The organism is Verrucosispora sp. NA02020 (assembly GCF_013364215.1).
Lineage (GTDB): Bacteria > Actinomycetota > Actinomycetes > Mycobacteriales > Micromonosporaceae > Micromonospora.
Map to the genome: position 1 here is coordinate 4,474,071 of NZ_CP054923.1, position 25,283 is coordinate 4,499,353.

The following is a 25,283-nucleotide window of genomic DNA, read 5'->3' on the forward strand; positions in this document are numbered from 1 at the left end:
CGGCGCCGACCGGGACAGGGAGCACGCCGATGCGGTACGACCTTCGCGACCGGACGATCCTGATCACCGGAGCGGCCCGGGGCATCGGCGCGGAGCTGGCCCGGCGCGCCGCCGCCCGGGGCGCCCGCGTCGCACTGGTCGGTCTGGAGCCGGCGCTGCTGCGGCAGCTCGCCGTCGAGCTGGACGGCCACTGGTACGAGGCGGACGTGACCGACCAGTCCGCGTTGGACGACGCCGTCACCTCCACCGTCGAGCGGTTCGGCGGCATCGACGTGGTGGTGGCCAACGCCGGCATCGCGAACCTCGGGACGGTCGCGCTGGGTCCGGTCGACGCGCTCGCGCGCACCATCGAGGTCAACCTCACCGGCGTGGTGCGTACCGTCAGCGCGGCCCTGCCGCAGGTGCTCGCCGCCCGGGGGCACGTGCTGATCGTCTCCTCGGCGGCGGCCTTCGGCGCGATGCCCGGGATGGCCGCGTACTGCGCGTCGAAGGCGGGCGCGGAGCAGTTCGGCAACGTCCTGCGCCTGGAGAACCATCGACACGGCCTCACCGTGGGCACCGCCCACCCCATCTGGATCGACACCGACATGGTCCGCGACCTGCGCGACGATCTCGCCTCGTTCCGGGAGGCCCAACGCCGGCTGCCCTGGCCGCTGAACACCGTGGTGAGCGTCGAGCGGTGCGCCGAGGAGCTGCTGCGCGGCATCGAGCGCCGCCGCCGCAAGGTGTACGTGCCGCGCTCGATCGGGCTGGTCCAGGCGATGCGGCCGATCGCGCAGAGCCGGCTGGCCGACGCGGTGATCACCCGCTTCGGGGGTACGACCATGGTCACGCAGATGGAGGACGAGGTACGCCTGCTGGGGCGATCCTTCGGGCGCACCTCGGTGGAGGGGGGCGGCTCGTGACGCTGCGTTTCCGGCGGGCCGGGACCGGGGAGCCGTTGCTGCTCGTGCACGGCATCGGGCACCGCCACCAGGCGTGGGACCCGGTCTTCGACCGGCTCGCCGCGCATCACGACGTGATCGCGATCGACCTGCCCGGCTTCGGCGAGTCCCCGGTGCCGCCGACCGGGATGCCCACCGACATGGCGGCCATCATCGCGACCATCCGGCCGGTCCTCGCCGACTGGGGGCTGGACCGGCCGCACGTCGCCGGGTACAGCCTCGGCGGCGCGATCGGCCTGGAGCTGGCCGTGTCCGGGCTGGCCGCCTCGGTCACCGCGCTCTCCCCCGCCGGGTTCTTCACCGACGCCGAACGCCGTCGGGCGCTGCGCGCCCTGAGCTGGATGCGGGTCACCAGCCACCTGCCCACGCCGCTGATCCGGGCCGCACTGCGTTCGCCGGGCCTGCGCGCGTGGAGTCTCGGCCCGCTGGTGGCCCGTCCGGCGGCGCTGGACGCCGAGCGGGCTCTGGCCGACGCGCTCGCCCTGCGCCGGTGTGCCGGTTTCGGCACCGTCGCCCGTGCCGCGCGGGGCTACCGGGTCGACTGCGGCGCGCTCGGGGCGTGCGCGGCACCGGTCACCATCGGCTGGGGTGACCGAGATCGCATCTTCGGCGTCCATCAGGCCGAACGGGCCCGCGCCGAGCTGCCGGGCGCCCGCGTGCAGACCCTCTCCGGCTGCGGTCACGTGCCGATGAGCGACGATCCCGAGGCGGTCGCCACGCTGATCCTGGAGACCACCGGTGCGCTGCCCCGCCCGGCCGACCGTTCGGCCCCGGCGGGCTGATCGGGCCGACGCTCCCGCCCGGTGCGATGCCGTGGGAACGGCGATCAGTGCCGGCGGAACAGGCAGAACTCGTGTCCCTCCGGATCCGTCAGCACGGTCCAGCGCGGCAGTGTGTGCCGCACGGTGGCCCCGGCGGCCACCACCGCCGCCAGTTCGTCGTCCTCGGCGACCAGGTCCAGGTGGATCCGGCCGACCGGCGGCAGGTCCCCGGCGGGTGCGATCCAGATGTCCGGTCCGCTTCCGGCCGGGTGGCGCAGCAGCACCGACTCGGTCGGCCCGAGGGTACGGTCGGCGAGCTTGATCCGGTCCTCGGCCGCCACCGGAAGGCCGGTGACCTGGCTCCAGAACGGGGCCATCAGGTAAGGATCACGGCAATGGATGACGATCGCGGCGAGCTGCGGCATTCGATCATGCTAGTCGGGCCCCGAGCAGCACCCGGACCGCGATACTTGCTGCTTGGCAAGAGTCGCAGATACCTGGGGACGACGTAACCTGCCTGCATGAGCAACCTCGCCCAACCGGACGCCGGTGGCACCGGCGGCCCGATGTCGGGGGTCGGCGAGGAGACCTGCCTGTTGTCCGAGTCGTTCACCGCACAGACGGTGACGCCGTTGCGGCACCTGCTCGCCGCGCGGATCGCCGCCGCCGGACTCACCGGCGACCTGGCCGAGGATCTCGTCCTGGCCGTGCACGAGTTGGTCACCAACGCCGTGCTGCACGGCGGCGGGCAGGGTCGTCTGGACCTGATCCGCCGGGCCGACCTGCTCGTCTGCGAGGTCTCCGACCACGGGGACGAACCCGACGCCGACCTGACGGTGCATCTGCCGGCGACCACCACCGCCGGTGGACGGGGCCTCTGGCTGGCCCACCAGCTCACCGGAGCGCTGACCCTCACCCGTCGGCCCGACGGCATGACCGCCACCGTCACCGCCAGCCTGACCGACCAGCCGACCGTGCTGCCGGGGCCACCCCCCGGCGGTCCGCCCGGCGGCGGCGAGGGGCTGCCGCGCCGGTAGGCGCGGCAGCCGGTACCCGCGTCAGCCCTTGTGCTTCTGCTGGCAGGGCACGCAGAAGCGGGCGTGCGGCAGGATCTCCAGGCGCTCCTGAGGGATCGTGGTGCCGCACTTCTCGCAGCTGCCGTAGCTGCCGTTGGCGAGACGGCGCAGCGCTCCGGTGATCTGCTCCAGGCTCTGCCGGGTGGCGGCGATCAGCGCGCCGTTGGTGAGCGCCTCCGCCGGGTCGCCGGTGTCGGCCGTCAGCTCGGTCAGGCGGGCCGTCTGCGCCTCGAACTCGTGGGTCAACGTCGCTCGGAGTTCGGTGCGCCACTGCGGGTCGTACGTATTCGTGCTCATGCCGTCACTCCGCTCCGCTGCGTGCCGCCATGAGACCTCACCGCACCGCACCTGATGATTCGCTCGCCCTGCTCGCTCATGCCGTCACTCCGCTCCGCTGCGTGCCGCCATGAGACCTCACCGCACCGCACCTGATGATTCGCTCGCCCTGCTCGCTCATGCTGAGCTTCCTTCCTCGGAAAATAGAAAAGGGCCGAAGCTGTCCGCTTCGCCCCTGGCCGTCGTGTCTGTGCGACGGGATGCCGGGGGGCCTCGACCGGCGGGACGCGGCTGGCCGTGACCGGCCCGCGCGGACACCCACGCCGGTCGCGTCGCGGCGCACCGACCCAGCGCAGCCGCCAGCGGCACCGCCGTGGCGACGGCGGCGCGGTCCAGCAGCGCGGTGGGATGCATCGCACCACCATAGGTGGGGTGGCACCGGAATCCAATGGCAAATGCCGGCGGTCCCAGCATCAGACCCGCCCGTATGCGCACCAAAGCCGCTAAGGTGACAGATACCGCAGCTTGACCGGCACGTCCGCCGCGCCGTGGGGCGGTCGCCGTCTGCTGCCGCCGGTCCGCAGGAGGTGGGATGTCCGAGGCGGTGCACCACTTCTTCGCCGGTCTCGCGCGCGACGGCGGTCGCATGCTGCGCCAGGTCTGCGGCACGGTCCGTTTCGACCTGCGCTACCCCGACCACGTCGACCACTGGCTGGTCCGCATCGACCACGGGCGGGTGACGGTCTCCCGGGGCGAGGCGGCCCCCGCGGACACGGTGATCGGCACCGACGAGGCGCTGTTCCTGCGGATGGCGCACGGCGAGGTCAAGCCGCTGCCTGCCTGGCTGCGCAACGACTTCACCGCGGACGGCGAGTTCCGGCTCGTGATCATGCTTGAGCGGATCTTCGCCCCGCCACCGGGCGCCCGGCACCCCCGGGAGGTAGCCGGAGGCGGCGGCCCGGCCCGGGATCGGGCCTGACGTGAAGAAGCTGGTCCGCATCCTCGACGGCAACGTCTTCGCGCTCAGCGAGGACAACGGCGACATGGCGTTCAGCCCCACCAACCCGAGCGGATTCTTCGCCTTCGACACCCGGTTCCTGTCGACCTGGCGGCTGCGCCTGGACGGCGAGGAGTTGCACCCGCTGGCCGTGCACGACCCCAGCTACTACGAAATCAGGTTCTTCCTGGTCCCCGGCCATCCCACCCACTACGTGGACGCCAAGGTGTCGGTGATCCGGGACCGGTGGATCTCGGGCTATGGCTTCGTCGAGCAGTTGACCGTGCTCAACCACACCGGCGAGCCGGTCGACCACGTCCTGCGCGTCGAGGTGGACAGCGACTTCGCCCCGATCTACAACGTGGTCTGGCCGCGTGCCTCGACGTTGCGCGGTTACCGCGAGGTCTCCGCCGACCGTCTGCGGCTGGGATACCGGCGGGAGAGGTTCCACCGGCTCACCGACGTCTCCTCCTCCGAACCCGCCGAGATCGACGAGCGCGGGCTGACATTCCGGATCCGGGTCGAGCGGCAGGGCAGGTGGAGCACGAGGCTCCAGGTGGACGGCCTGGTCCCCAGCCCCAACGGCGAGGACATCCGGACCCGGCTCGGCCACCACGGGCACCAGAAGGGGGCGCGGCTACACCACGACCTGAGCGAGTGGCTGGCCGACGCACCCCAGCTCACCTGCGACTGGGAGCCGATGGCCACCACCTACCGGCGCGGGCTGGTGGACCTGGCGGGTCTGCGGTACACCCCGCTGGCCACACCGAACGAGTCGATGCCGGCGGCCGGACTGCCCTGGTCGGCGACGCTCATCGGCCGGGACAGCATCTTCACCTGCTTCCAGACGCTGCCCTTCGTGCCCCGCCTGGCCACCACCGCACTGCGCCTGTTCGCGCTGAACCAGGGCACGGTGCTCGACGACTTCCGGGACGAGGAGCCCGGGAAGATCCTCAACGAGTTCCGGTACGGCGAGCTGGCGGCCTTCGAGGAACGCCCGCAGTCGCCGTACTTCGGTGGGGCCGACGTCACGCCGCTCTTCGTCGTGCTGCTCGACGAGTACGAACGCTGGACCGGTGACGGTGCGCTGGTCCGCGAACTGGAGGACACCGCCCGGGCCGCGTTGCGCTGGATCGACGAGTACGGCGACGTACGCGGCGACGGGTACATCTGGTACCAGCCGCGCAACGACCGCAGCGGGGCGAAGAACCACTGCTGGAAGGACTCCCCGGAGGCGATCTGCTATCGCGACGGCCGGCTGCCCGGGCTGCCCCGCGCCACGTGCGAGTTGCAGGGGTACGCGTACGACGCGAAACGGCGTGGTGCCCGGCTGGCCCGCGAGTTCTGGGACGACCCGGCGTACGCCGACCGCCTGGAGCAACAGGCGGCGGAGCTCAAGCAGCGGTTCAACCGGGACTTCTGGATCGACGACGGTGGGTACTTCGCGCTGGCGCTGGGCCCCGACGGCGACCGGGTGGACGCGTTGGCGTCGAACATGGGGCACCTGCTGTGGAGCGGCATCGCCGACGACGACAAGGCCGCCGCCGTCGCCGACCACCTGCTCGGGCCCCGGCTCTTCTCCGGCTGGGGCGTACGCACGCTCGCCACCGAACAGGTCAGCTACAACCCGCTCGGCTACCACGTCGGCACCGTGTGGCCGTTCGACAACTCGTTGATCGCGATGGGGCTGCGCCGGTACGGCTTCCTGGCCGAGGCGGGCGTCATCGCGGAGAGCATCATCGACGCGGCGCAGCACTTCGCCGGGCGGGTACCGGAGTCGTTCGCCGGCTACGACCGCGCGCTGACCCGGTTCCCGGTGCCGTATCCGGCGGCGAACAGCCCGCAGGCCTCCGCCACCGGCGCGATCTTCCTGCTGCTGCGTACCCTGCTCGGCCTGGAACCGTACGGTGAGCACCTGGTGGTGCATCCGGCGATCCCCCAGCGGTTCGGCCGGATCGAGCTGCTCGACATCCCTGGTCGCTGGGGTCGCAAGGACGCGATCGGCAACGCCCGCACGGGCGCGCCCTGAGCGGACGGGATCGGCGGCGGCGCAGGTGCGCAGCCGTCCGGCGGGTAACGTGCAGCGGCATGACCGGCCTGCCGTACTCGCACTGCTCGTACTGTGGTGCCGCCTATCCGGCGGACGCCGGGTGGCCCCGGGTCTGCGCGGCCTGCGGCCAGACGGTCTGGCGCAACCCGCTGCCGGTGGCCGTGGCGCTGCTGCCGGTGCGGACCGCCGACGGCCTCGGCCTGGTCGTCGTGCGACGGGACATCGAGCCGGCGCGCGGCCTGCTCGCGCTGCCCGGCGGCTTCGTCGAGTACGGCGAGGACTGGCGCGAGGCGTTGGTCCGGGAGTTGTGGGAGGAGACCTGGCTGCGCGCGGACGCGGCCGACGCCCGACTGGTCGCGGTGCACAACGCACCGGCCGGCGGCACCATGATGATCTTCGGTGAGTTGCCGGCCCGCCGGGCCGAGGAGCTTCCGCCGTCGACGCCGACGGCGGAGGCCACCGAATGGCTGGTGCTGACCGAGCCGACCGAGCTGGCGTTCTCCACCCACACCCGGGTACTGGCCGACTTCTTCGCCGCCCGGCGCTGACGCCACCCACCTCCGCGCGGATCAGCGCCGGGCGGTGGGTACCGGCGGGGTGGCGAACGGGATGCCGGCGGGTTGCGACACCGTCGGCGCGCCCGCCGGGTGGTGCCACAGCCCCCGTGCGCGCAGGATCGGCAGCACCCCCTCGCCGAACCAGTAGGCCTCCTCGACGTGTGGGTGCCCGGAGAGCACGAACTCGTCCAGGCCGAGCGCGTGGTACTCGGCGATCCGGTCGGCGACCTCGGTGTGACTGCCCACCAGGGCGGTACCCGCACCACCCCGGACCAGCCCGACGCCGGCCCAGAGGTTGGGCGAGATCTCCAGGCCGTCCCGGGAGCCGCCGTGCAGGTCGAGCATCCGGCGCTGACCCTCGGACTCGCTGCGGCGCAGCCCCTCCTGGGCGGCGGTGATGTCCGCGTCGGCGATGCCGTCGAGCAGCCGTCGCGCCTGCGCCCACGCCTCGTCGCCGGTGTCCCGGGAGATGACGTGCAGCCGGATGCCGAACCGGACCGTCCGCCCGGCCTCGGCGGCCAACTTGCGGATCCAGTCCAGCTTGGCGGCGACCTGTGCCGGCGGCTCACCCCAGGTGAGGTAGACGTCGCTGTGCCGGGCGGCGACCGGGCCGGCCGCGGCCGACGAGCCGCCGAAGTAGACCGGTGGGGCCGGCTCCGGCAGGCGGGCCAGACGGGCCTGCTCGACACGGACGTGCGTACCCGCGTGGTCGACCGTCTCACCGCGCCAGAGCGCCCGCACCACGTGCAGGAACTCGTCGGTACGCGCGTACCGCGCCTCCTTGTCCAGGAAGTCGCCGTACGCCCGCTGCTCGTGCGACTCGCCACCGGTGACCACGTTGACCAGCAGCCGCCCCTCGGAGAGGCGCTGGAAGGTGGCGCCCATCTGCGCGGCGAGGGTCGGCGAGAGCAGGCCGGGCCGGAAGGCGACCAGGAACTTCAGCCGCTCGGTGACCTCGGTGAGCATGGCGGTGGTCAGCCAGGCGTCCTCGCACCAGGCCCCGGTCGGGGTCAGCGCGCCGACGAAGCCGAGCTGCTCCGCCGTACGGGCGATCTGGCCGAGGTAGCCGATGGTGGGTGGGCGGGAGCCGCCGGCCCTTCCCGCCGACATGCCGTGCCCGCCGCCGACGATGTCCCGGCTGTCGCCGTACGTGGGCAGGAACCAGTGGAACGTCAACGACATGACTCGATCCTTCAGGCGCGCAGGGGTGGGTCCGGCCGTCCACTCCTGAGAGATGGGACGACCATGCGGACAGACTACCGATAAAACCTATCGGTTTAGTAGGCTGCTGCCGTCCCGGACTTCCGTCGATGTCCGCCGATCCCCTCTTCCCGTGTCCAGGAGCCCTCATGCGTACCCCTCCCCCACGTCGTGCCCGCACCGCCCTGCTCACGGCGCTCGCCCTGGTCGCCGCGGTCGGCCTCACCGCGTGCGGCGGGTCGGCCAGCGGCGACGACGACACTCCCCGGCTGCGCATCGGTTACCAGCGGTTCGGCGGGCTGAGCCTGGTCAAGGCGCGCGGCGAGGCGCCGGACGCCGAGTGGTCGCTGTTCGAGAGCGGCCCGGCGCTGACCGAGGCGCTCAAGGCGGGCTCGATCGACATCGGACAGACCGGAGAGGCACCGCCGATCTTCGCCGCCGCCGGCAAGATCCCGTTCTCCGTCATCGGGACCTCCGAGCCGATCCCGCAGGGTGAGGCGGTGCTGGTCAAGGAGGACTCCGGGATCCGGACCTTCGCCGACCTGAAGGGACGGACGGTCGCCCTGAACAAGGGCTCCAACGTGCACTGGCTGCTGGTCCGGCTGCTGGAGGCGAACGACCTGACGTTGCAGGACATCAACGTGAAGTACCTCAAGCCCGCCGAGGGGCGACCGGCCTTCGACAACGGGCAGGTCGACGCCTGGGTGATCTGGGACCCGTACTTCGCCCTCGCCGAGCGCCCCGGCGTCCGGATCCTGGCCGACGCCACCGGCCTGGCCAGCAACCGCGAGTACGTGCTGGCACACCCGGACGCGTTGGCGGAGAAGTCCCCGCAGATCGAGTCGTTCCTGCGGACGTACCGGACGGTCACCGACTGGGGCATCGCCAACCCGGCCGAACGCGCCGCGGTGCTCGCCCCCGAGCTGAAGATCCCCGAGGACGTGACCAGCCGGGCCCTGGACCGCAGCGCCCGCGCCCTCGCCCCGGTCACCCCCGCGGTCGGCGACGAGTTGCAGGCCATCGCCGACGGCTTCGCCACCCTGGAACTCATCCCCGGCCCGGTCGACATCCGCTCCCGCATCGACGACCGCTTCACCGAGGTGTACCGGTGACCAGGGCGACCGCGCCACCCGTCGAGGCGCCGGCGACATCGGGCCCCGCAGATCTCGGTACGCCCCGGCCCGCCGAACGGCGGCGACGCACCACGATCCCGACGGTCGCCTGGTGGCGGCTGGCCAGCCCGGTGCTGCTGGTGGCCGCCTGGGAGCTGTCCGCCCGGGCCGGGTGGCTCGCGCCGGAGAAGCTGCCCGCGCCGAGCACCGTGCTGGCCACCGGGTGGCGCCTGGCCAGCGACGGCACCCTGCTGACCCACCTGCTCGACTCGCTCAGCCGAGCCGGTGCCGGACTCCTCATCGGCGGCGGACTCGCCCTGATCCTCGGCGCCGTCGCCGGGCTGCTGCGGCTCGGTGACGACCTGATCGACCCACCGGTCCAGATGGCCCGGATGCTGCCGCACCTCGGGCTGGTACCACTGCTGATCATCTGGGTCGGCATCGGCGAGTCACTGAAGATCAGCCTGGTCGCCCTCGGCGCCTTCTTCCCGCTCTACTTCAACACCTACGCCGGCATCCGGGACATCGACGAGAGACTTGTCGAGGCGGCCCGTACGTGTGGACTGGGCACCGTCGCCCGGCTGCGGCACGTGGTGCTGCCCGGCGCGCTGCCCGCCCTGTTCCTCGGCCTCCGCCTGGCCATCGGCGCCGCCTGGCTCAGCCTGGTGGTCGGCGAACAGGTCAACGCCCAGACCGGCATCGGCTTCCTGATGATGGAGGCCCGCGAGTTCAGCCAGACCGACGTGGTGGTCCTCGGCCTGCTCGTCTACGCCCTGCTCGGGCTGCTCTCCGACGTGGCCATCCGCACCCTGGAAAGGAGGACGCTGTCATGGCGACGCGGACTTCGGGCAACCTGACCGGCGCGACGGCGGTGCTGACCGCGACCGGCGTACGCCGCGACTTCGGCACCACCACCGTGCTGGCCGGTGCCTCGCTGAGCATCGCGCCGGGCGAGGTGGTCGCCCTGCTCGGCGGCAGCGGCTCCGGCAAGAGCACCCTACTGCGCGTACTCGCCGGCCTCGACGAGGAGGCCACCGGCGAGACCGCCCTGCGCGGCACCGCCGCGGTCGTCTTCCAGGAGCACCGGCTGCTGCCGTGGAAACGGGTCGCCGACAACGTCGCGCTCGGGCTCTCCGGCCCGGACGTGGCCCAGCGGGTCGACCGGGCGCTGACGGAGGTCGGCCTCGCCGACCGCCACCGCGCCTGGCCCGCCGAACTCTCCGGCGGCCAGGCACAGCGGGTCGCGGTCGCCCGAGCCCTGGTACGCGAACCCGACGTGCTGCTGCTCGACGAGCCCTTCGGCGCGCTCGACGCGCTCACCCGACTCCGGATGCAGGCACTGCTGCGCCGGCTACGCGCCGAACACGGCTTCGCCGCGCTGCTGGTCACCCACGACGTCGAAGAGGCACTGCTGCTCGCCGACCGGCTGCTCCTGCTGGAGTCCGGCGTCATCGCCGAGGAACTGGACGTACCCCTCGGCCCGACCCGGACTCCCGACGACCCGGCCTTCGGCGCGCTACGCCGCCGCCTGCTCGACCGACTCGGCGTACCCACCTGAGGACGGGAGTCTCGCCGCTCAGGCGGCCTGCTTGACCAACTCTCCGGCCAACTCTCCGGCCAAGGCGAGCAGCGTATCCCGGGTCGCTCTGGTCCCCGAGCGCCAGCTCGGGGTGATCCACAGTCGGACGCGGTGCGGGAACCGGTGGGAGGACCCGGTTCCCGCGCCGCGCGTCCGGCCTCGCCTCAGCTCGTCGAGAAGCCGGCGAACAGCACCGAGGCGAGGCCCAGCGCGAGGACCAGGTTGAACACGGTGGCGGCGCCGAATACCACCACCGGCCGCCACCCGGCCTGCCGCAGCGCCGTCACCCGCACCTCCAGGCCGATGCTGACGAAGGCCAGGATGAAGAACCAGGTCCGCAGGTCGTTGACGATCGCGATGGTGGCCTTGCCGTCCGCTCCGGCGACGTCGAGATACCAGGTGGCGATCACCGACGCGGCGACGAAGCCGAGGACGAACTTCGGGAACCGGCGCCACAGCTCGCCGAGCCCCGGACGGGCCGCGCCGGCCCGACGCTCGACGTGCAGCGCGAAGTACGCGGTCAGCGCCACCGCGACCACGCCCATCAGCGCGTTCTGGGTGACCTTGACGATGCTGGCGATCTGCAACGCCTCGTCACCGGCCAGCGCACCGGCGGCGGTGACGGCGGCGGTGGTGTCGATGTTGCCGCCGATCCAGGCGCCGGCCACCGCCGACTCCAACCCGAGCACGTCGGCCAGCCAGGGCAGCAGGAAGATCGACGGCAACGCGAAGACGATCACCAGGCTGGCCGTGTACGCCAGTTGTTCCCGGCGGGCGCGTACCGCACCGGCGGCGGCGATGGCGGCGCTGACTCCGCAGATGGAGACGGCGGAGGCGAGCAGGGCGCGCAGCTTGTCGTCCAGACCGAGCCGCCCGGCGAGCCACCAGGTGAACAGGAACACGCCGCTGATCAGCAGCAACGCCTGGGCGATGGCCGGCCCGGCGGCGCTGGCGATGACCGCCAGGTTGATCGACGCGCCGAGCAGGACCAGACCGGTCTTGATGAAGAACTCGGTGCGGAACGCGGCGGCGATCCGGTCACGCCACCCGGTCAGCGTCACCACCGCGTTGCCGAGCAGGCCCAGCAGGATGGCGTACACCGGGTATTCGATTGCGCCCGCGACGTCCTCGACCGCCGTGCCCTCGACCCAGGTGGGCACGTTCTGTTCGAGGTAGCGGGTCAGGACGGCGAGGACGAGCACGACCAGCAGGCCGACGGCGGTCCAGGCCCAGAAGGAGCCGTCGGCCGGCGGTGTCGCGGCAGGCGGCAGGGCGGCCGGACCGGCGGGTGCCGATTCGGTCCGTACGGGCGCACCGGTCGCGCCCACTGTGGAGGCGTCCGCAGCGGCCGTCGAGCCGGTGGCGGTCTCGGAGTCGGTGCCGGTCGCGGGTCGGTTGGCGTCGGTGGTCATCAGGGCACCAGCCCGGCGGGGATGGCACCGATCAGGACCAGACCGAGCAGGACCAGACCGAGGAGGGTCGCGGCCCAGTCCTCGTTGACGGCGAACCGGCTCTCCGGCGTGGTGGGGGTGGGCTGGGGTGCGGGGGCACTCATGGAGGTTCCTCCGGGGGTGAGAGGGCACGGCGACGCGGAGGCGTACGGGCGCGCGGGGTGGCCGGGTGACACCGGCGGACGGGCTCGTCGTCGGGCTCGCGCCGGTCAGGCGCGGCCCGAGCGGGTACAGAGCTCCGAGGCGACCCGCATCAGGTCGACGACCCGGCGGGAGGTGAGTCGCAGATCGGTGACCACCGACCTATATTCCTACCGAGAAAGTAGGAATACAAGAGCTGTCCACGATCCGGGCGGTCTCCATCTCCTCGACGAACGACGACATGGCCGCCGGAGCCGCGGCGACCGGCGGCGAGGCCCAGCCCCCTGGGTCGGCACCGGGTCGGCGCGGTAACGCGCCGATGCCCTAGATGCGGGCGCCCACGGTCTCGACACCCTCACCGGTGATGTCCGCGAGGTAGGCGCGTCGGCCCGCGAGCACCATCACCAGCGCTTCCGTCGTTCCTCGGACGACCGGACCGGCACCGCTGCGGAACGGTCCGTCGGTCGCCTCCCACCGCAGGCCCTTCGCCACGGTGCGGCTGTTGACGGCGAAGTTCCTGGACACGAAGAACTCGGCGACCGTGGTGGCCGCCTCGACCGACGGCCCACCGTGCAGTCCGAGCGGGCGGCGGATGTCCTGGCCGTGCACGACGACCTCGCCCAGCCACGCGGCGGAGTGCCCGGACGGCGCGGTGGTGGCGGACACGGCGGCCCGGAACGTCGCCAGCGTCTCGGCGGGCGTCGCGCCGAGGTGCTCGCGCAGGCGTCGCCGGTTGTGCACGTCCGGGCGGAACCCGGCTGCGGCCATGCTGCGGATCCAGCGGAACGGAGTCATCCGCGCGGCCGAGGTCACATGCGCCAGCGTCTCCTCGACGGTCCAGGAGCCGCAGAGCGAGCGGGTGACCCACTGGGCATCGGTCAGATCGGCGAGATCGTCGGCCAGGGCGCCCCGGGCGGCGACGATCTGGGCGGCGGTGCGAGCGGAATCGCTGGAGTCGACGGAGTTCATCGCCGAGCAGCTTACGGCGACCGGCATCGGGCGGTGGAGGCGAGGCGGCACCTCAGGGACCTCCTGGGCCGACCTGCGCGGCCGGGGCGGCCAGGCACTATCCTTCGCCGGGTGGGCACCTCCGGTGACAGCGAGCGGACGGTCGTCGCGTCGAACCGCAGGGCGCGGCACGACTACACGATCCTCAAGACCTACGAGGCCGGGATCGTGCTGGCCGGCACCGAGGTCAAGTCACTGCGGGAGAAGCGGGTCTCGCTCGTCGACGCCTTTGCGCAGGAACTCGACGGCGAGATCATGCTCTACGGCCTGCACATCGCGGAGTACGGCTACGGCACGTGGACGAACCACGCGCCCCGCCGGACCCGGAAGCTGCTGCTGCGCCGGGTGGAGATCGAACGCATCCTGGCACAGATCCGCGAGGGCGGGTTCACCCTCGTGCCGCTGTCGATGTACTTCTCGGGCGGCTGGGCCAAGGTCGAGCTGGCGCTGGCCAAGGGCCGCAAGGCGTACGACAAGCGGCAGGCGCTGGCCGCCCGGGACGCCGATCGGGAGATCGCCCGGGAGATGGGTCGTCGCCTCAAGGGGCGGACGGGCCGGTACGCCGAGGGGCGTGCGACCGGTCGGTGATCAGCCGGCGAGCAGGTGCTCGTGGGCCGCGCGCAGCCGGGCGAGCGCGGCGTCGCCACCGGCCGGGGCGCGGCGCTCCAGCTCGGCCCAGACCTCGGCGAGCGCGGTCGTCACCGCGCGCAGCTCGGCGGCGTGGCGACGGCCGCTCTGCTCCCGTTGGGCCTCCAGTCGACGGGCCCAGCCGGCGGTGACCTCGGCGAGCCGGTCGGCGTCGGCGCGGGTCTGGGCGGCGGTGCGCACCGCGCCGGCCGGCACGATCGCGGCGACCGGACGGGGATCGCCGTCGCGGGTGATCACGGTGACGGTGTCGGTCAGCTCCGCCATGGCGACGAGCTGACTCAGCCGGGTGCGCGCCTCGCGCAGCGGCAGCGAGCGTGGCGGGACGGTGCCTGGGGTGAGGGCGGGGACAGCCATGAATACATGGTGCGTGCGGGGTACGACACTTTCCGCGACCGTCCATCAGGGACCGTGCCCGTCGGGCCACCACCGAACCCTGGACATCTACAGTAAACAATCTTAATAATTATGCATCCGTCGTTCGACGGCCCTCGTCCCCCGGGAGGTCCGGATGCGTCGCCCCACCCGACATCTACTGCTCACCGCCGTCGCGGCCCTGGCCACCATCGCCGCCACCACGCTGGTGGCGGCCACCCCGGCACAGGCCGCCGGTCCCACCGCCAGCTTCGTGAAGACCGCCGACTGGGGCACCGGCTGGGAGGGCAGGTACACCGTCACCAACGGCGGCAGCAGCACGATCACCTCCTGGCAGGTCGCCTTCACGCTGCCCGCCGGGACGGCCCTGGGCTCCTTCTGGGACGCCACCGTCAGCAGCGTCGGCCAGCGGCACACCTTCACCAACCGGTCGTGGAACGGCACCCTCGCCCCGGGCGCCTCGGCCTCCTTCGGCTTCCTGGCCACCGGCCCGGGATCCCCCACCGACTGCCGGGTCAACGGCGCCTCCTGCGGCGGCGGCACACCGACCACCCCGCCACCCACCACCGCGCCACCCATCACACCGCCGCCCACCACGACACCGCCCAGCACCCCGCCACCGACCACCGTGCCCCCCACCACGCCGCCCCCGACGACGCCGCCCACCGGCGGGCTGCCCCGACGGGCCCTGATCGGCTACCTGCACGCCAGCTTCGCCAACGGCTCCGGCTACCTGCGGATGGCCGACGTACCGGCCGACTGGGACGTCATCAACCTCGCCTTCGGTGAGCCCACCACGGTCACCTCCGGCGACATCCGGTTCCAGCTCTGCCCGGTCGCCGAGTGCCCGGGGGTGGAGAGCGAAGCCGAATTCACCGCCGCGATCCGCGCCAAGCAGCAACAGGGCAAGAAGGTGCTGCTCTCCATCGGCGGGCAGAACGGACAGGTCCAGCTCACCACGACCACCGCCCGGGACACCTTCGTCCGCTCGGTGTCGGCGATCGTCGACCGGTACGGCCTCGACGGGCTGGACATCGACTTCGAGGGCCACTCCCTGTACCTGAACCCCGGCGACACCGACTTCCGCAACCCGACCACCCCGGTCGTGGTGAACCTGATCTCGGCGATCCGTACGCTCACGCAGCGCTACGGGCCTGGCTTTCTGCTCACGATGGCCCCGGAGACGTTCTTCGTCCAGCTCGGCCACCAGTTCTACGGGCCGGGACCGTGGGGCGGCCAGGACCCGCGCGCCGGGTCGTACCTGCCGGTGATCCACGCGCTGCGGGACCACCTGACCGTGCTGCACGTGCAGAACTACAACTCCGGCCCGATCGTCGGACTGGACGGCCAGTACCACACCATGGGCGGGGCCGACTTCCACATCGCGATGACCGACATGCTGCTCGCCGGCTTCCCGGTGGCCGGCAACCCGGACCGCGTCTTCCCCGCGCTGCGGGAGGACCAGGTCGCCTTCGGCGCACCGTCGTCGGTCAGCGCCGGCAACGGCTACGTCGCCCCGGCCGGTGTGCAGGCGGCCGTCACCTGCCTGGTCCGGGGGCAGAACTGCGGCGGCTACACGCCCCGCAGCGGCACCAACCCGAACTTCCGTGGCCTGATGACGTGGTCGATCAACTGGGACCGCTTCTACCAGTGGGAGTTCGGCCGCACCCACGGCCCGTTCCTCAAGGCCCTGTCCTGATCCACGGCACACACGGTGGTGGCCCCGAGCGCCGTTGCTCGGGGCCACCACCGGCCCTGGGGCCGGGCCGACACTCAGCGAGTCGGGCGGTCCCGGCGGGACGGGAACTGGGCGCCGGGCCGGGCCAGGCTCGACCGGGCCCGCAGTCCGACCGGGTCGGGAGCGGTGACGGCGGCCGGCGCCGGCGCGGCCACGGCCGGGTCGCGCAGGGAGTCCAGGTACGCCATCGCCGCCCGGTCCTCCTCGGTCGGCGCGGCGAGCAGGGCGTACACCAGGCCCACCACGCCGAAGATGACCAGCAGGACGATCGGCAGGAGCATGGTGCTGACCGTGGCCCCGGCGATGTCGGTCCGCTGGTCGTGCAGGTGCACCGACATGGCGCTCATCCCGGTGAAGTGCATGCCGTTGACCGCCACGCCCATCACCAGCGCCGAGCCGAAGATCGCCAGCCCGCGACGGACGGTCACCGCGAGCCAGAGCGCCACGGTGGCGGCAACCACCGCGATCACGATGGACGCCACCACGCGCAGCGTGTCGTAACCGATCTGGCCGTCCAGTCGCATCGCGGCCATGCCGGTGTAGTGCATCGCCGCCACACCGAGACCGGTGAACAGGCCGCCGGCCAGGATGCGTACCGCCGACAGCCGGCCGGTGCCCACGATGGCCAGGCCGATGCCGACCGCGATCACCGCCAGCAGCGCGCTGACGACGGTGATCGGCACGTCGTACCGGATCCGCGAGCCGGTCACCGCGAAGCCGAGCATCGCCATGAAGTGCATCGTCCAGATCGCGGTGCCGCCGAGCGCCCACGCCGCGAGCGTCCCCCACCAGATCTTCTGCCCGGTGGACTGCGCGATCCGGATCCGGCCCGCGAAGATCAGGCCGAGGATGGAACCCAGCACCGACAGCGCGTAACTGATCGCCGGCGTGATCCATCCGTATTCAAAATGATTGATTTCCGCCACAACGGGCTCCCCCCAGAGCTGCTACCAGCGCGTAGCGACGCGCCGAAGACATGATCGGGGAGCACCGGAGCAGGCACAATAGGCGTTCGGAGGCACTTCACGCCGTGTTGTCACGATTACTCAGCGATGCGTCGGTTTCCGAGCGACATCCTCACGCCGGCGAATGGTAGGACAGCACTCCCCGGTTGACGGCGGCGATCGCCTGCCGGGCCGTGGCCCGCAGCTCGGTCGAGGCCCCACCCGAGTCGGCAAGCTGCCCGAGCAGGTCCACCACCTGACGGGCCCACCGGACGAAATCACCGGCCGGCATCTCGCCGTCGAACTCGTGACCGCTGGCCAGCACCTTCGCCAGCGCCTCACCCCGCGCCCAGCGGTAGACCGGCCAGGCGAAACCCAGATCGGGCTCCCGGGTGACGGTCAGGCCCCGCGCCGCCTCGTCCGCCTCGATCTCGCTCCACAGCTTCAACGTGGCGTCGACCGACTCGGCGACCCCGCCACGCGGCAGCGACGCCCGCTCGTCGACGTCCCGGCGCGCCTCGAAGACCACCACCGAGACCGCCGCCGCCAGCTCGGCCGGGGACAACCCGTCCCAGACCCCGCGCCGCAGGCACTCCGCCACCAGCAGGTCGGCCTCCGTCCAGATCCGCCCCAGCATCCGCCCGGCGTCGGTCACCGCGCCCTCGGCGGTCAGGTAGCCCCGCGCGGTGAGCAGGGCCACGATCCGGTCGAACGTACGCGCCAACGACCCCGTCCGCCCGGAGACCCGCTGCCGCAGCTCCTCGGTGTCCCGCTCCAGCCGACGCCGACGCTCCGCCCAGCGGGCGTGCTCCTCCCGCTCCGGGCAGGCGTGGCAGGGATGCCGCCGCATCTCGGTGCGGAGCTGGGTCAGCCGGTGGTCCTCCCCCGACTGCCGGCCGCGTGCGCCCCGACGGGAGTGCCGGTCCAGCCCGGTGCCGCTGACCTGCGCCGCCAGGTCACGCCGGGCGGCCGGATTGCGGTGGTTGAAGTGCTTGGGCACCCGGATGCGCGCCAGCACCTCGGCCGGGGTGGTGAAGTCGCCGGGGCTGATCCGACCCGCCCACCGGTCCTGCGTGAGCACCAGCGGCCGGGGCTCACTGAACCCGCCGGCCGCCGGATCGAGCACCACGGCCAGACCGGCGCGGCGCCCCGACGGCACCCGGATCACGTCACCCACCCGCAGGCGCTCCAGCGCCGCCACCGCCGCCGCCCGGCGTTGACTCTGCCCCTGACGGGCGATGGCCCGCTCCCGGTCGGCGATGGCGACCCGCAGCGCGAAGTACTCGTCGAAGTCGCCGTGGTGACAGGCCGCCTCCGCGCCGTACGCCTCGATGGTCTCGGTGTTGCGCTGCACCTGCCGGGCCAGGCCGACCACCGACCGGTCCGCCTGGAACTGCGCGAACGACGACTCCAGCAGCTCGCGGGCGGGTGCCGCGCCGACGGTGCCGACCAGGTTGACCGACATGTTGTACGACGGCCGGAAGCTGGACCGCAGCGGATACGTCCGGGTGGAGGCCAACCCCGCCACGTGCCGCGGATCGGTCTCCGGGGACCACACCACCACGGCGTGCCCCTCGACGTCGATGCCCCGCCGGCCGGCCCGCCCGGTGAGCTGCGTGTACTCCCCCGGGGTCAGGTCGACGTGCGCCTCGCCGTTGTACTTGACCAGGCGTTCCAGCACCACGCAACGGGCCGGCATGTTGATGCCCAGCGCGAGCGTCTCGGTGGCGAAGACCGCCTTGACCAGCCCCCGGACGAACAGTTCCTCGACGACCTCCTTGAACGCCGGCAACATGCCGGCGTGGTGGGCGGCCAGCCCGCGCTCCAGGCCGTCGAGCCACTCCCAGTAGCCCAGCACCGACAGGTCCTCGCCCGGGATGGCGGTGATCCGGGACTCCACCACCCGGCGGATCTCCGAGCGCTCCTCGGGCGAGGTGAGCCGCAGCCCGGCCGCCAGACACTGCTGCACCGCCGCGTCGCACCCGGCGCGGCTGAAGATGAACAGGATCGCCGGCAACAGGCCCTCGCGGTCCAGCCGGTCGACGATGTCCGGCCGCAGCGGCCCCCGCCAGCGCGGCCCCCGCCGCCCGGCACCCGGCCCGGCGGACCGTCCCTCGCCCAGGTCGAGGCGGCGCACCGTGTCCCGGGTGTAGCGCAGCAACTCCGGGTGCACGTCGTGCTTGCGGGCGGCGTCGGCGTCGTGGAACAGGTCGAACATCCGCTTGCCGACCAGCATGTGCTGCCACAACGGCACCGGACGGTGCTCGCTGACCACCACCGTGGTCTCGCCGCGAACGGTGATCAGCCAGTCGGCGAACTCCTCGGCGTTGGACACCGTCGCCGACAGCGACACCAGCGTGACCGAGGCGGGCAGGTGGATGATGACCTCCTCCCACACCCCGCCCCGGAACCGGTCGGCCAGGTAGTGGACCTCGTCCATCACCACGTACGCGAGGCCCTGGAGGGTGCTCGACCCGGCGTAGAGCATGTTGCGCAGCACCTCGGTGGTCATCACCACCACGGGCGCGTCGCCGTTGATGGCGTTGTCGCCGGTGAGCAGCCCCACCTGCTCGGCGCCGTAGCGGTCGACCAGGTCGTGGTACTTCTGGTTGGACAGCGCCTTGATCGGCGTCGTGTAGAAGCACTTGCGGCGGGCGCCGTCGACCGGCGCCGGCTGCCCGGGGGCACCCCGCAACGCCAGGTGTACGGCGAACTCGCCGACCACGGTCTTGCCGGCCCCGGTCGGGGCGCAGACCAGCACCCCGCTGCCCCGCTCCAGGGCCTGACACGACTCGCGCTGGAAATCGTCGAGGTCGAACCCGAGATCGGCGGTGAACTCTTCCAGGGCCGGGAACTGTGAGGCCTGGGCGGCCCGGCGACGTGCCGCGGCGTACCGCTCGGCGGGGCTCGACATGTCACCAAGATTAGTGCGTGCCACCGACGGCCACCCGGCAAGGCCGTCCGGCAGGGCGGTCCGGGTGGGTCGGTAGGGTGCACGTCGTGCCGGATCATCCCGAACCGACCGACGCCCTCCCCGGTGTCGACGACACCCGTCGCAGGCCGTCCCGCCGGCCCGTACGTGCCGTGCTGCTCGACTTCCACGGCACCCTCGCCCAGGTCGAGGAGCCCCGGGAGTGGGTGCTGGCCGCCGCGGCGGCGTGCGGTGTGGAGCTGGACCGGATTCGCGCCACCTCGTTGGCCGACCGGCTGCTCACCGCCGGCCGGGCCGGGGGACCACTGCCGGGTCGGGTGCCGCCCCGACTGGCCGAACTGTGGGCCGACCGTGACCTCTACGAGCACGCCCACCGGGGCGCGTACACCGGGCTGGCCGAGACGGTCGACGCCGGGATCGACGGGTTCGCCGACGCCCTCTACGAGCGCGTGCTGGTGCCGGAGGGCTGGGTACCGTACCCGGACACCGCCCCGACGCTCGCCGGACTGCGCGCGGCCGGCGTCAAGGTGGGCGTGGTCAGCAACATCGGCTTCGACCTGCGGCCCATCTTCGACGCCTGGGGCCTCGCCGGCCTGGTCGACGCGTTCGTCCTCTCCTACGAGGTGGGCCGGTGCAAGCCCGACCCGGCGATCTTCTGGCGCGCCTGCGGGATGCTCGGCGTCGACCCGGAGGAGTCACTGATGGTCGGCGACACTCCCGCCGACGCCGGTGCCGTGGCCGCCGGTTGCGCCGTGCTGGTCCTGCCTCCCGCCGACCCCGGCCGCCCCAACGGCCTAGGTTCCGTCCTCGACCTCCTCCCCCACCCCTAACCCCAATGCCGCTCAGTTAGGGCGGTGGGCGGGTTGTCAATGCTGCTGTTTCGAGGATGTTGATGTTGATGGTGGCGTGGTAGTTGGTGCGGTCGATGGTGCCTTTGGCGCGGTGTTTGGAGATCGCGCGTTTGACCACGCGGGGGCTGATTCGGGTGCGGCGTGGGGGTAGCAGGTCGGCCAGGATTGCGCGGCCGATGGTGCCGACGAGGTCGATGACGGTGCCGGCGATGACACCAGCGGCTTGGGTGATCTGGTCTCGGGCGGCGTGGACGGCGATGGTGAAGCTGGCCCGGTCGGGGTTGGTCGTGGGCCGGCTGGCGGTGGCGTCAGCCATTGCCAGCCGGACCGCTTGGTAGGTGGTGAGCAGGGCGTGGACCTCTTGACTGATCCCGTTCGGGGTTCGGGCTCGTAGGACCCGTCCGCCCCGCAGGGTGGACTTCAACTCCAGATATGTCGTCTCGATCTCCCAGCGGTGGTGGTAGAGGGTGACCAGGTCCATGGCCGGGAAGCGGCGCTGGTCGGTGAGGGTGGTGATCAGCCGGTACCGGCCGACGTGGCGTTTACCGTTCATGCTCACGACGATCTCGGCGTCAACGACCCGGACCGTCATCGTGCCGATGACAGACAGCCAGGACCCGTCGCGATGGCGGCGGATGACGGGCAGCCGCCGGTCGTCCTTGTCGCGGATGAGCAGGTCAGCGCCGGTGCTGGCGAACTGTTCGATCATCTGACGGGCGGCGAACCCACGGTCGGCCAGCAGCAGCATGCCTGGGCGCAGGCAGCCCAACAGACGCCCCGCACACGTGAGTTCGCCAGTGCTGATGGGGGTGAACACCGCGTCGATGACAGCGCGGGTGCCGCACGCCACGACGGCGACCAGCCGCAGCATCGGATACCCCGACCCACCGTGGCTGCCCGCCTGACGCGGATAGACCGTCAGGTTAGCCGCCGTATCGGGCACGAACATGCTGGTGCCGTCGATCGCGCACACCAGCAGACCCCGCCACCGGGCGGCCCCCGCCGGCGGACCCGACAGCAACCGGAACAACGCCACCAGCGGCTTGTCCCCGACCCGACGGCGAGCCTGCGACAACGCCGAAGACGTCGGCAGCGCCACCGTCAACCCGTCCAGCCCAGCGACCAACCGAGCCCACACCTGCCGGTAACCGACCTCAGCGAACAGCCCCGCCGCGAGCAGCAGATACACCACCACCCGCGACGGCAGATCCCGCACCCGCGACTGCACACCACCGGCCTCAGCCAGAACGGCATCGACCATCTCGAACGGCACCTGCTGCGTCAACTCACCCAGATGGCCCGGCGCGAACCGCCCCGCAGCCACCCTGATCGTGGACGTGATGGCAGACTGTTCCAACGGCGGGGCTCCCGGTCCAGAGGCTGTCTTGGAGTGACAAACCTCTATACCGAGACCCCGCCGTCCACGTCTACACCCCGCTTGACATCCACCACACCGCCCTAACTGAGCGGCATTGACCCGACGCAGTCGATCGGTACGCCCCGGTTCTTGAAGTCCTGGACCATCCGGTAGACGGCCTGGGTCTTGGCCCAGTTCCAGTTGTCGGTGTTGTAGTCGTTGTAGCAGAGCTTCGCGCCCGGGTCCGCCGCCCGGGCGGCCCGGAACGCCGCCTCGATCCAGTCGTTACCGGTGCGCTGCAGGTTCGAGTCGCGCCGGGCGCCACTGTCACCGTCGGCGAACGCCTCGTTCACCACGTCCCAGGAATGGATCTTGCCCCGGTAGTAGGTCGCGACGCGCGTGACGTGGTTGAGCATGGCGTTACGCAACTGGGTGCCGGACATGTTCTGCATCCAGCCCGGCTGCTGCGAGTGCCAGGCCAGCGTGTGGCCACGGACGGACATGCCGCGCGAGATGGCGTGGTTGACGATCCGGTCCGCGTTGGCGAAGTTGAACTGCCCCTGCTGCGGCTCCGTCGCGTCGATCTTCATCTCGTTCTCGGCCGTGACCGAGTTGAACTCGCGGTTCAGGATGCCGACGTAGGTGGAGTCGGAGAGCTTGTTCGCCGCCACGGCCGTGCCGAAGTAGCGGCCCTTCTCGGCGGCCGAGGCGCCCAGGGTGGTCGCGGCGCTCGCGCTGGAGGCCACCACCACGCTGGTGGAGATGAGGGCGAGACCGACGGCGGCCGCGACCAACGCGATGCGTGGCCGCAGTCGGGAAGCCGGACGCCCGCTGTTGCGGGCGAAGGCGTTGTTCATGGCATGAGCCTTTCGACGAAGCCGTGCTTGATGGAAGCCGGCCCCGACTACTGCCCAAACATGGTGGCTCCCGCCGTCTGCGCGGTTGCCCGTGAGCCGCGCCGGTCGGTGCCTGCAGCCCGCCACCATGAGTAGATCGAGGCTGTTGTATCGAAAACAGTATCGAAACACGTCGGAAAGCTCAACGCGCACCGACACACTTTCGGCCCTGCGGAATGGGAGCGCGGCGCGTCCCACAGCGGGATCACGCTGTGGCCAGGCCCTCAGCCGGTCCCGACCGACGTCTCCGGAAGTTTCGGTGCCCCGGGCCCGTCCACCGCCCCGGAGAACAGGTCGGCCAACCACCGCAGCTGACGGCGCACGTGGGTCGCGTCGCCGTGCTCGTGGCCGTTGAACGGGTACACGTGCATGCTCCGCTGCGGGGCGGGACCGCCGGTGGCGGCACCGTACTGGTTGTAGGCGGCGAAACCGGTGCTCGGCGGACAGACGGTGTCCCGCAGGCCGATCCCGAAGTGCGCGGACGCCTGGGCCCGCCGGGCGAAGCTGACCCCGTCGACGTAGGACAGGGTGCGCCGCACCGCCGCCTCCGCCTCCCGGTGCACCGCGAGGTAGGTGACGATGTCGCCGTACGGGCCGGCGTCGGTGATCTCGATGGCCCGCTGCACGTGACACAGGAACGGCGCGGAGGTGACCAGCGCGGCGAGGTCGGGCACCAGACCGGCGACGGCCAGCGCCAGTCCCCCGCCCTGGCTGTTGCCGGCGGCGACCACCCGCGCCGGGTCGGCGCCGGGCAGGGCACGGGCGGCGTGCACGGCCCGGACCGCGTCGGTGACGAGCCGGCGGTAGTAGTAGCCCTCCGGTGCCAGGATGCCCCGGGTCACCGGCGTCGGCCCGCCGGGCGTCGCGCCGTGCGGGTCGGGCGTGTCACCCAGGCCGTAGAGGCCGGACTGGCCCCGGGCGTCCATCAGCAGGTGCGCGTACCCCGCCACCGGCCAGGTCAGCCGCTCGTGCGGCAGGCCCCGGCCACGCCCGTAGCCGACGTACTCCACCACCACCGGCAGCGGTCCGTCCACCCCGGAGGGGCGGGTGTACCAGGCCCGGACCGGCTCACCGGCGAACCCGGCGAACGTGACGTCCCAGCTGTCGACGAGACGAAGGTCGGTCGGCTCGGGCCGGACGTCGATGAGCACCGGTGTCGCCGCCGTCGCGTGCAGGGTGTCCTGCCAGAAGGCGTCGAAGTCGGCGGGCTCCGGCACGGCCGGGGCATACCGTCGCAGGTCGTCCAGGGGCAGGTCGAACAGGGGCATGGCACCTCGCAGCAGGTCGCTCAGGTGGGTGGAGGGGCGGTGCTCTCGCGGATCATCAACTCGGCGACCAGGTCGATGCGGCTGGTCGGCAGCGCGACCCCGTTCGCGAGGTCGAGCAGCATCTGGGTCGCCGTACCGGCCATGTCGCGCAGCGGCTGGTGGACGGTGGTGAGCGCGGGTCCGATCCAGGCCGACATGGGCAGGTTGTCGTAGCCGACCACGGAGAGGTCCCCGGGCACGTCCAGGCCGAGTTGCCGGGCGGCGCGCAGCACCCCCATCGCCTGGAGGTCGGACCCGGCGAAGACGGCCGTCGGGCGGTCCGGGCGATCGAGCAACTGCATGCCGTGGGTGTAGCCGGCGTCGACGTGGAAGTTGCCGAAGCGGACCAGGTCGGGTGCGACGGGTACGCCCATCTCCTCGTGCGCGCAGCGGAACCCCGCCGTCCGCGCCCGCGCGCAGAGCACGTCCTGCGGACCGGAGATGACCGCGACCCGCCGGTGACCGAGCTCCAACAGGTGACGGGTGGCCAGCAGGCCACCGTTCCAGTTGTTCGAGCCGACCGCCGGCACCGAGGCGGCGCTGGCGCTGTCGTTGTCGATCACCACCACCGGGATCGACTGCCGGTCGAACCGTCGTCGCTGCTGGTCGGTCAGGTTGCACATGACCAGCAGCACGCCGAGCGGGCGCCGGGCGAGCACCGCGTCCACCCAGGACTGCGGCGGTCGACGTGCCCCGCCGAGCTGGGAGAGCACCAGGTTCACCGGAGGCAGGGCGGCGACGGCCTCGACACCACGGATGATCTCCAGGGCCCAGTCCGAACCGAACTCGTGGAACACCAGCTCGATCTGTCCCGCACCCGGGGACCGTCGGGCGCGGCGACGATACCGGTGTCGCTCCAGACTGGCCTCGACCCGCGCCCTGGTGCCGGCAGCCACGTCGGACCGGCCGTTGAGAACCTTCGAGACGGTCGCCGCCGAGACCCCCACCTCCCGGGCGATGGTCGCGATGGTGGTGGGGCCGAGCACGTCCGGCGATCGGTTCTCCGTCATACCGACCCTCTGCAACGATCCCGAAAATTTCGGGGAACCATAGCACGGGATCCCTCCACTGGCGACGACGACAGTC

General features: G+C 72.0%; 24 protein-coding genes and 1 pseudogene. 12 read left to right on the forward strand and 13 right to left on the reverse strand.

The features are described from left to right. Window positions 1-29: 29 nt before the first annotated feature. Window positions 30-905 carry an SDR family oxidoreductase gene (locus HUT12_RS19450; protein ID WP_176094287.1) on the forward strand — a complete coding sequence of 292 codons (876 nt, stop codon included), beginning with the start codon at window positions 30-32 and terminating at the stop codon, window positions 903-905. Next, complete coding sequence (locus tag HUT12_RS19455; protein WP_176094288.1) at window positions 902-1,726, forward strand: alpha/beta fold hydrolase; 825 nt, start codon at window positions 902-904, stop codon at window positions 1,724-1,726. The genes HUT12_RS19450 and HUT12_RS19455 overlap by 4 nt, the downstream gene beginning before the upstream one ends. Before the next feature lie 44 nt (window positions 1,727-1,770). Here the strand turns inward: HUT12_RS19455 and HUT12_RS19460 are convergent, their stop codons facing one another. Beyond that, on the reverse strand, window positions 1,771-2,130 hold the full coding sequence (locus HUT12_RS19460; protein ID WP_176094289.1) for a VOC family protein: 360 nt from the start codon (window positions 2,128-2,130) through the stop codon (window positions 1,771-1,773). Between the two features lie 96 nt (window positions 2,131-2,226). On the opposite strand from HUT12_RS19460, the gene HUT12_RS19465 reads away from it, so the two are divergent. Further along, a complete protein-coding gene (locus HUT12_RS19465) occupies window positions 2,227-2,742 on the forward strand; it encodes an ATP-binding protein (protein ID WP_176094290.1) in 516 nt (171 codons plus the stop codon). Between the two features lie 21 nt (window positions 2,743-2,763). Here HUT12_RS19465 and HUT12_RS19470 read toward each other — a convergent pair whose 3' ends face one another. Next, complete coding sequence (locus HUT12_RS19470) at window positions 2,764-3,078, reverse strand: TraR/DksA C4-type zinc finger protein (RefSeq protein ID WP_131056570.1); 315 nt, start codon at window positions 3,076-3,078, stop codon at window positions 2,764-2,766. A 571-nt stretch (window positions 3,079-3,649) separates the two neighbouring features. Here HUT12_RS19470 and HUT12_RS19475 point away from each other — a divergent pair. From HUT12_RS19475 to HUT12_RS19485, 3 genes are read left to right on the forward strand one after another with little or no spacing between them, the layout of a single operon-like run. Beyond that, a complete protein-coding gene (locus HUT12_RS19475) occupies window positions 3,650-4,036 on the forward strand; it encodes an SCP2 sterol-binding domain-containing protein (protein WP_131056572.1) in 387 nt (128 codons plus the stop codon). A gap of 1 nt (window position 4,037) precedes the next feature. Then, window positions 4,038-6,083, forward strand: coding sequence for a glycogen debranching N-terminal domain-containing protein (locus tag HUT12_RS19480; protein WP_176094291.1), 2,046 nt, complete (start codon window positions 4,038-4,040; stop codon window positions 6,081-6,083). Window positions 6,084-6,142: 59 nt separating this feature from the next. Beyond that, the gene (locus HUT12_RS19485; RefSeq protein ID WP_176094292.1) at window positions 6,143-6,652 is read left to right on the forward strand and encodes an NUDIX domain-containing protein; all 510 of its coding nucleotides are present in this window, start codon (window positions 6,143-6,145) and stop codon (window positions 6,650-6,652) included. A gap of 21 nt (window positions 6,653-6,673) precedes the next feature. Here the strand turns inward: HUT12_RS19485 and HUT12_RS19490 are convergent, their stop codons facing one another. Next, window positions 6,674-7,843 (reverse strand): LLM class flavin-dependent oxidoreductase, encoded by a 1,170-nt coding sequence (locus HUT12_RS19490; RefSeq protein WP_176094293.1) that lies wholly within the window; start codon window positions 7,841-7,843, stop codon window positions 6,674-6,676. A gap of 167 nt (window positions 7,844-8,010) precedes the next feature. On the opposite strand from HUT12_RS19490, the gene HUT12_RS19495 reads away from it, so the two are divergent. The 3 genes from HUT12_RS19495 to HUT12_RS19505 are packed head-to-tail and all read left to right on the forward strand — an operon-like array spanning window position 8,011 to window position 10,531. After that, window positions 8,011-8,973: an aliphatic sulfonate ABC transporter substrate-binding protein gene (locus HUT12_RS19495; RefSeq protein ID WP_176094294.1), complete on the forward strand. Its 963-nt coding sequence runs from the start codon at window positions 8,011-8,013 to the stop codon at window positions 8,971-8,973. Continuing rightward, on the forward strand, window positions 8,970-9,830 hold the full coding sequence (locus HUT12_RS19500) for an ABC transporter permease (protein WP_176094295.1): 861 nt from the start codon (window positions 8,970-8,972) through the stop codon (window positions 9,828-9,830). Before HUT12_RS19495 ends, HUT12_RS19500 begins: the two co-directional genes overlap by 4 nt. After that, window positions 9,803-10,531 (forward strand): ABC transporter ATP-binding protein, encoded by a 729-nt coding sequence (locus tag HUT12_RS19505; RefSeq protein WP_176094296.1) that lies wholly within the window; start codon window positions 9,803-9,805, stop codon window positions 10,529-10,531. The genes HUT12_RS19500 and HUT12_RS19505 overlap by 28 nt, the downstream gene beginning before the upstream one ends. Window positions 10,532-10,716: 185 nt before the next feature. Here the strand turns inward: HUT12_RS19505 and HUT12_RS19510 are convergent, their stop codons facing one another. The 3 genes from HUT12_RS19510 to HUT12_RS19520 all read right to left on the reverse strand — a co-directional run bounded on the left by HUT12_RS19510 (window position 10,717) and on the right by HUT12_RS19520 (window position 13,113). Further along, a complete protein-coding gene (locus tag HUT12_RS19510) occupies window positions 10,717-11,964 on the reverse strand; it encodes a putative sulfate exporter family transporter (RefSeq protein WP_254876888.1) in 1,248 nt (415 codons plus the stop codon). Then, the gene (locus HUT12_RS19515; protein ID WP_162854383.1) at window positions 11,964-12,107 is read right to left on the reverse strand and encodes a hypothetical protein; all 144 of its coding nucleotides are present in this window, start codon (window positions 12,105-12,107) and stop codon (window positions 11,964-11,966) included. The genes HUT12_RS19510 and HUT12_RS19515 overlap by 1 nt, the downstream gene beginning before the upstream one ends. Window positions 12,108-12,468: 361 nt before the next feature. Next, window positions 12,469-13,113 (reverse strand): maleylpyruvate isomerase family mycothiol-dependent enzyme, encoded by a 645-nt coding sequence (locus HUT12_RS19520; protein WP_176094297.1) that lies wholly within the window; start codon window positions 13,111-13,113, stop codon window positions 12,469-12,471. A gap of 111 nt (window positions 13,114-13,224) precedes the next feature. Between HUT12_RS19520 and smpB the strand changes: the two genes are divergently transcribed. Further along, complete coding sequence (gene smpB, locus HUT12_RS19525; protein ID WP_176094298.1) at window positions 13,225-13,740, forward strand: SsrA-binding protein SmpB; 516 nt, start codon at window positions 13,225-13,227, stop codon at window positions 13,738-13,740. Here smpB and HUT12_RS19530 read toward each other — a convergent pair whose 3' ends face one another. Further along, window positions 13,741-14,154: a type II toxin-antitoxin system Phd/YefM family antitoxin gene (locus tag HUT12_RS19530; RefSeq protein ID WP_176094299.1), complete on the reverse strand. Its 414-nt coding sequence runs from the start codon at window positions 14,152-14,154 to the stop codon at window positions 13,741-13,743. A gap of 154 nt (window positions 14,155-14,308) precedes the next feature. On the opposite strand from HUT12_RS19530, the gene HUT12_RS19535 reads away from it, so the two are divergent. Further along, window positions 14,309-15,871 carry a chitinase gene (locus HUT12_RS19535; RefSeq protein WP_176094300.1) on the forward strand — a complete coding sequence of 521 codons (1,563 nt, stop codon included), beginning with the start codon at window positions 14,309-14,311 and terminating at the stop codon, window positions 15,869-15,871. A 74-nt stretch (window positions 15,872-15,945) separates the two neighbouring features. Here the strand turns inward: HUT12_RS19535 and HUT12_RS19540 are convergent, their stop codons facing one another. After that, entirely contained in the window at window positions 15,946-16,836 is an 891-nt protein-coding gene (locus HUT12_RS19540; protein ID WP_131056350.1) for an MHYT domain-containing protein, read from the reverse strand. A 151-nt stretch (window positions 16,837-16,987) separates the two neighbouring features. Then, the gene (locus tag HUT12_RS19545; protein WP_176094301.1) at window positions 16,988-19,768 is read right to left on the reverse strand and encodes an RNA helicase; all 2,781 of its coding nucleotides are present in this window, start codon (window positions 19,766-19,768) and stop codon (window positions 16,988-16,990) included. A gap of 86 nt (window positions 19,769-19,854) precedes the next feature. Here HUT12_RS19545 and HUT12_RS19550 point away from each other — a divergent pair, with 86 nt between their 5' ends. Continuing rightward, window positions 19,855-20,616 carry an HAD family hydrolase gene (locus HUT12_RS19550; RefSeq protein WP_176094302.1) on the forward strand — a complete coding sequence of 254 codons (762 nt, stop codon included), beginning with the start codon at window positions 19,855-19,857 and terminating at the stop codon, window positions 20,614-20,616. Window positions 20,617-20,632: 16 nt separating this feature from the next. Here HUT12_RS19550 and HUT12_RS19555 read toward each other — a convergent pair whose 3' ends face one another. The 4 genes and pseudogenes from HUT12_RS19555 to HUT12_RS19570 all read right to left on the reverse strand — a co-directional run bounded on the left by HUT12_RS19555 (window position 20,633) and on the right by HUT12_RS19570 (window position 25,207). Next, window positions 20,633-21,994, reverse strand: coding sequence for an IS4 family transposase (locus HUT12_RS19555; RefSeq protein ID WP_176092250.1), 1,362 nt, complete (start codon window positions 21,992-21,994; stop codon window positions 20,633-20,635). A gap of 119 nt (window positions 21,995-22,113) precedes the next feature. Next, window positions 22,114-22,851, reverse strand: a pseudogene (locus HUT12_RS19560) (endo-1,4-beta-xylanase); the annotation flags it as partial. A 263-nt stretch (window positions 22,852-23,114) separates the two neighbouring features. Then, the gene (locus tag HUT12_RS19565; RefSeq protein ID WP_176094303.1) at window positions 23,115-24,158 is read right to left on the reverse strand and encodes an acetylxylan esterase; all 1,044 of its coding nucleotides are present in this window, start codon (window positions 24,156-24,158) and stop codon (window positions 23,115-23,117) included. Between the two features lie 20 nt (window positions 24,159-24,178). Continuing rightward, the gene (locus tag HUT12_RS19570) at window positions 24,179-25,207 is read right to left on the reverse strand and encodes a LacI family DNA-binding transcriptional regulator (RefSeq protein WP_176094304.1); all 1,029 of its coding nucleotides are present in this window, start codon (window positions 25,205-25,207) and stop codon (window positions 24,179-24,181) included. Window positions 25,208-25,283 lie beyond the last annotated feature (76 nt).

Coding starts and splice junctions, on each gene's coding strand:
- HUT12_RS19450 (WP_176094287.1), top strand. CDS start 30: ATGCGGTACGACCTTCGCGACCGGACGATCCTGATCACCGGAGCGGCC.
- HUT12_RS19460 (WP_176094289.1), bottom strand. CDS start 2,130: ATGCCGCAGCTCGCCGCGATCGTCATCCATTGCCGTGATCCTTACCTG.
- HUT12_RS19465 (WP_176094290.1), top strand. CDS start 2,227: ATGAGCAACCTCGCCCAACCGGACGCCGGTGGCACCGGCGGCCCGATG.
- HUT12_RS19470 (WP_131056570.1), bottom strand. CDS start 3,078: ATGAGCACGAATACGTACGACCCGCAGTGGCGCACCGAACTCCGAGCG.
- HUT12_RS19475 (WP_131056572.1), top strand. CDS start 3,650: ATGTCCGAGGCGGTGCACCACTTCTTCGCCGGTCTCGCGCGCGACGGC.
- HUT12_RS19485 (WP_176094292.1), top strand. CDS start 6,143: ATGACCGGCCTGCCGTACTCGCACTGCTCGTACTGTGGTGCCGCCTAT.
- HUT12_RS19490 (WP_176094293.1), bottom strand. CDS start 7,843: ATGTCGTTGACGTTCCACTGGTTCCTGCCCACGTACGGCGACAGCCGG.
- HUT12_RS19495 (WP_176094294.1), top strand. CDS start 8,011: ATGCGTACCCCTCCCCCACGTCGTGCCCGCACCGCCCTGCTCACGGCG.
- HUT12_RS19505 (WP_176094296.1), top strand. CDS start 9,803: ATGGCGACGCGGACTTCGGGCAACCTGACCGGCGCGACGGCGGTGCTG.
- HUT12_RS19510 (WP_254876888.1), bottom strand. CDS start 11,964: ATGACCACCGACGCCAACCGACCCGCGACCGGCACCGACTCCGAGACC.
- HUT12_RS19515 (WP_162854383.1), bottom strand. CDS start 12,107: ATGAGTGCCCCCGCACCCCAGCCCACCCCCACCACGCCGGAGAGCCGG.
- HUT12_RS19520 (WP_176094297.1), bottom strand. CDS start 13,113: ATGAACTCCGTCGACTCCAGCGATTCCGCTCGCACCGCCGCCCAGATC.
- HUT12_RS19530 (WP_176094299.1), bottom strand. CDS start 14,154: ATGGCTGTCCCCGCCCTCACCCCAGGCACCGTCCCGCCACGCTCGCTG.
- HUT12_RS19535 (WP_176094300.1), top strand. CDS start 14,309: ATGCGTCGCCCCACCCGACATCTACTGCTCACCGCCGTCGCGGCCCTG.
- HUT12_RS19545 (WP_176094301.1), bottom strand. CDS start 19,768: ATGTCGAGCCCCGCCGAGCGGTACGCCGCGGCACGTCGCCGGGCCGCC.
- HUT12_RS19565 (WP_176094303.1), bottom strand. CDS start 24,158: ATGCCCCTGTTCGACCTGCCCCTGGACGACCTGCGACGGTATGCCCCG.
- HUT12_RS19570 (WP_176094304.1), bottom strand. CDS start 25,207: ATGACGGAGAACCGATCGCCGGACGTGCTCGGCCCCACCACCATCGCG.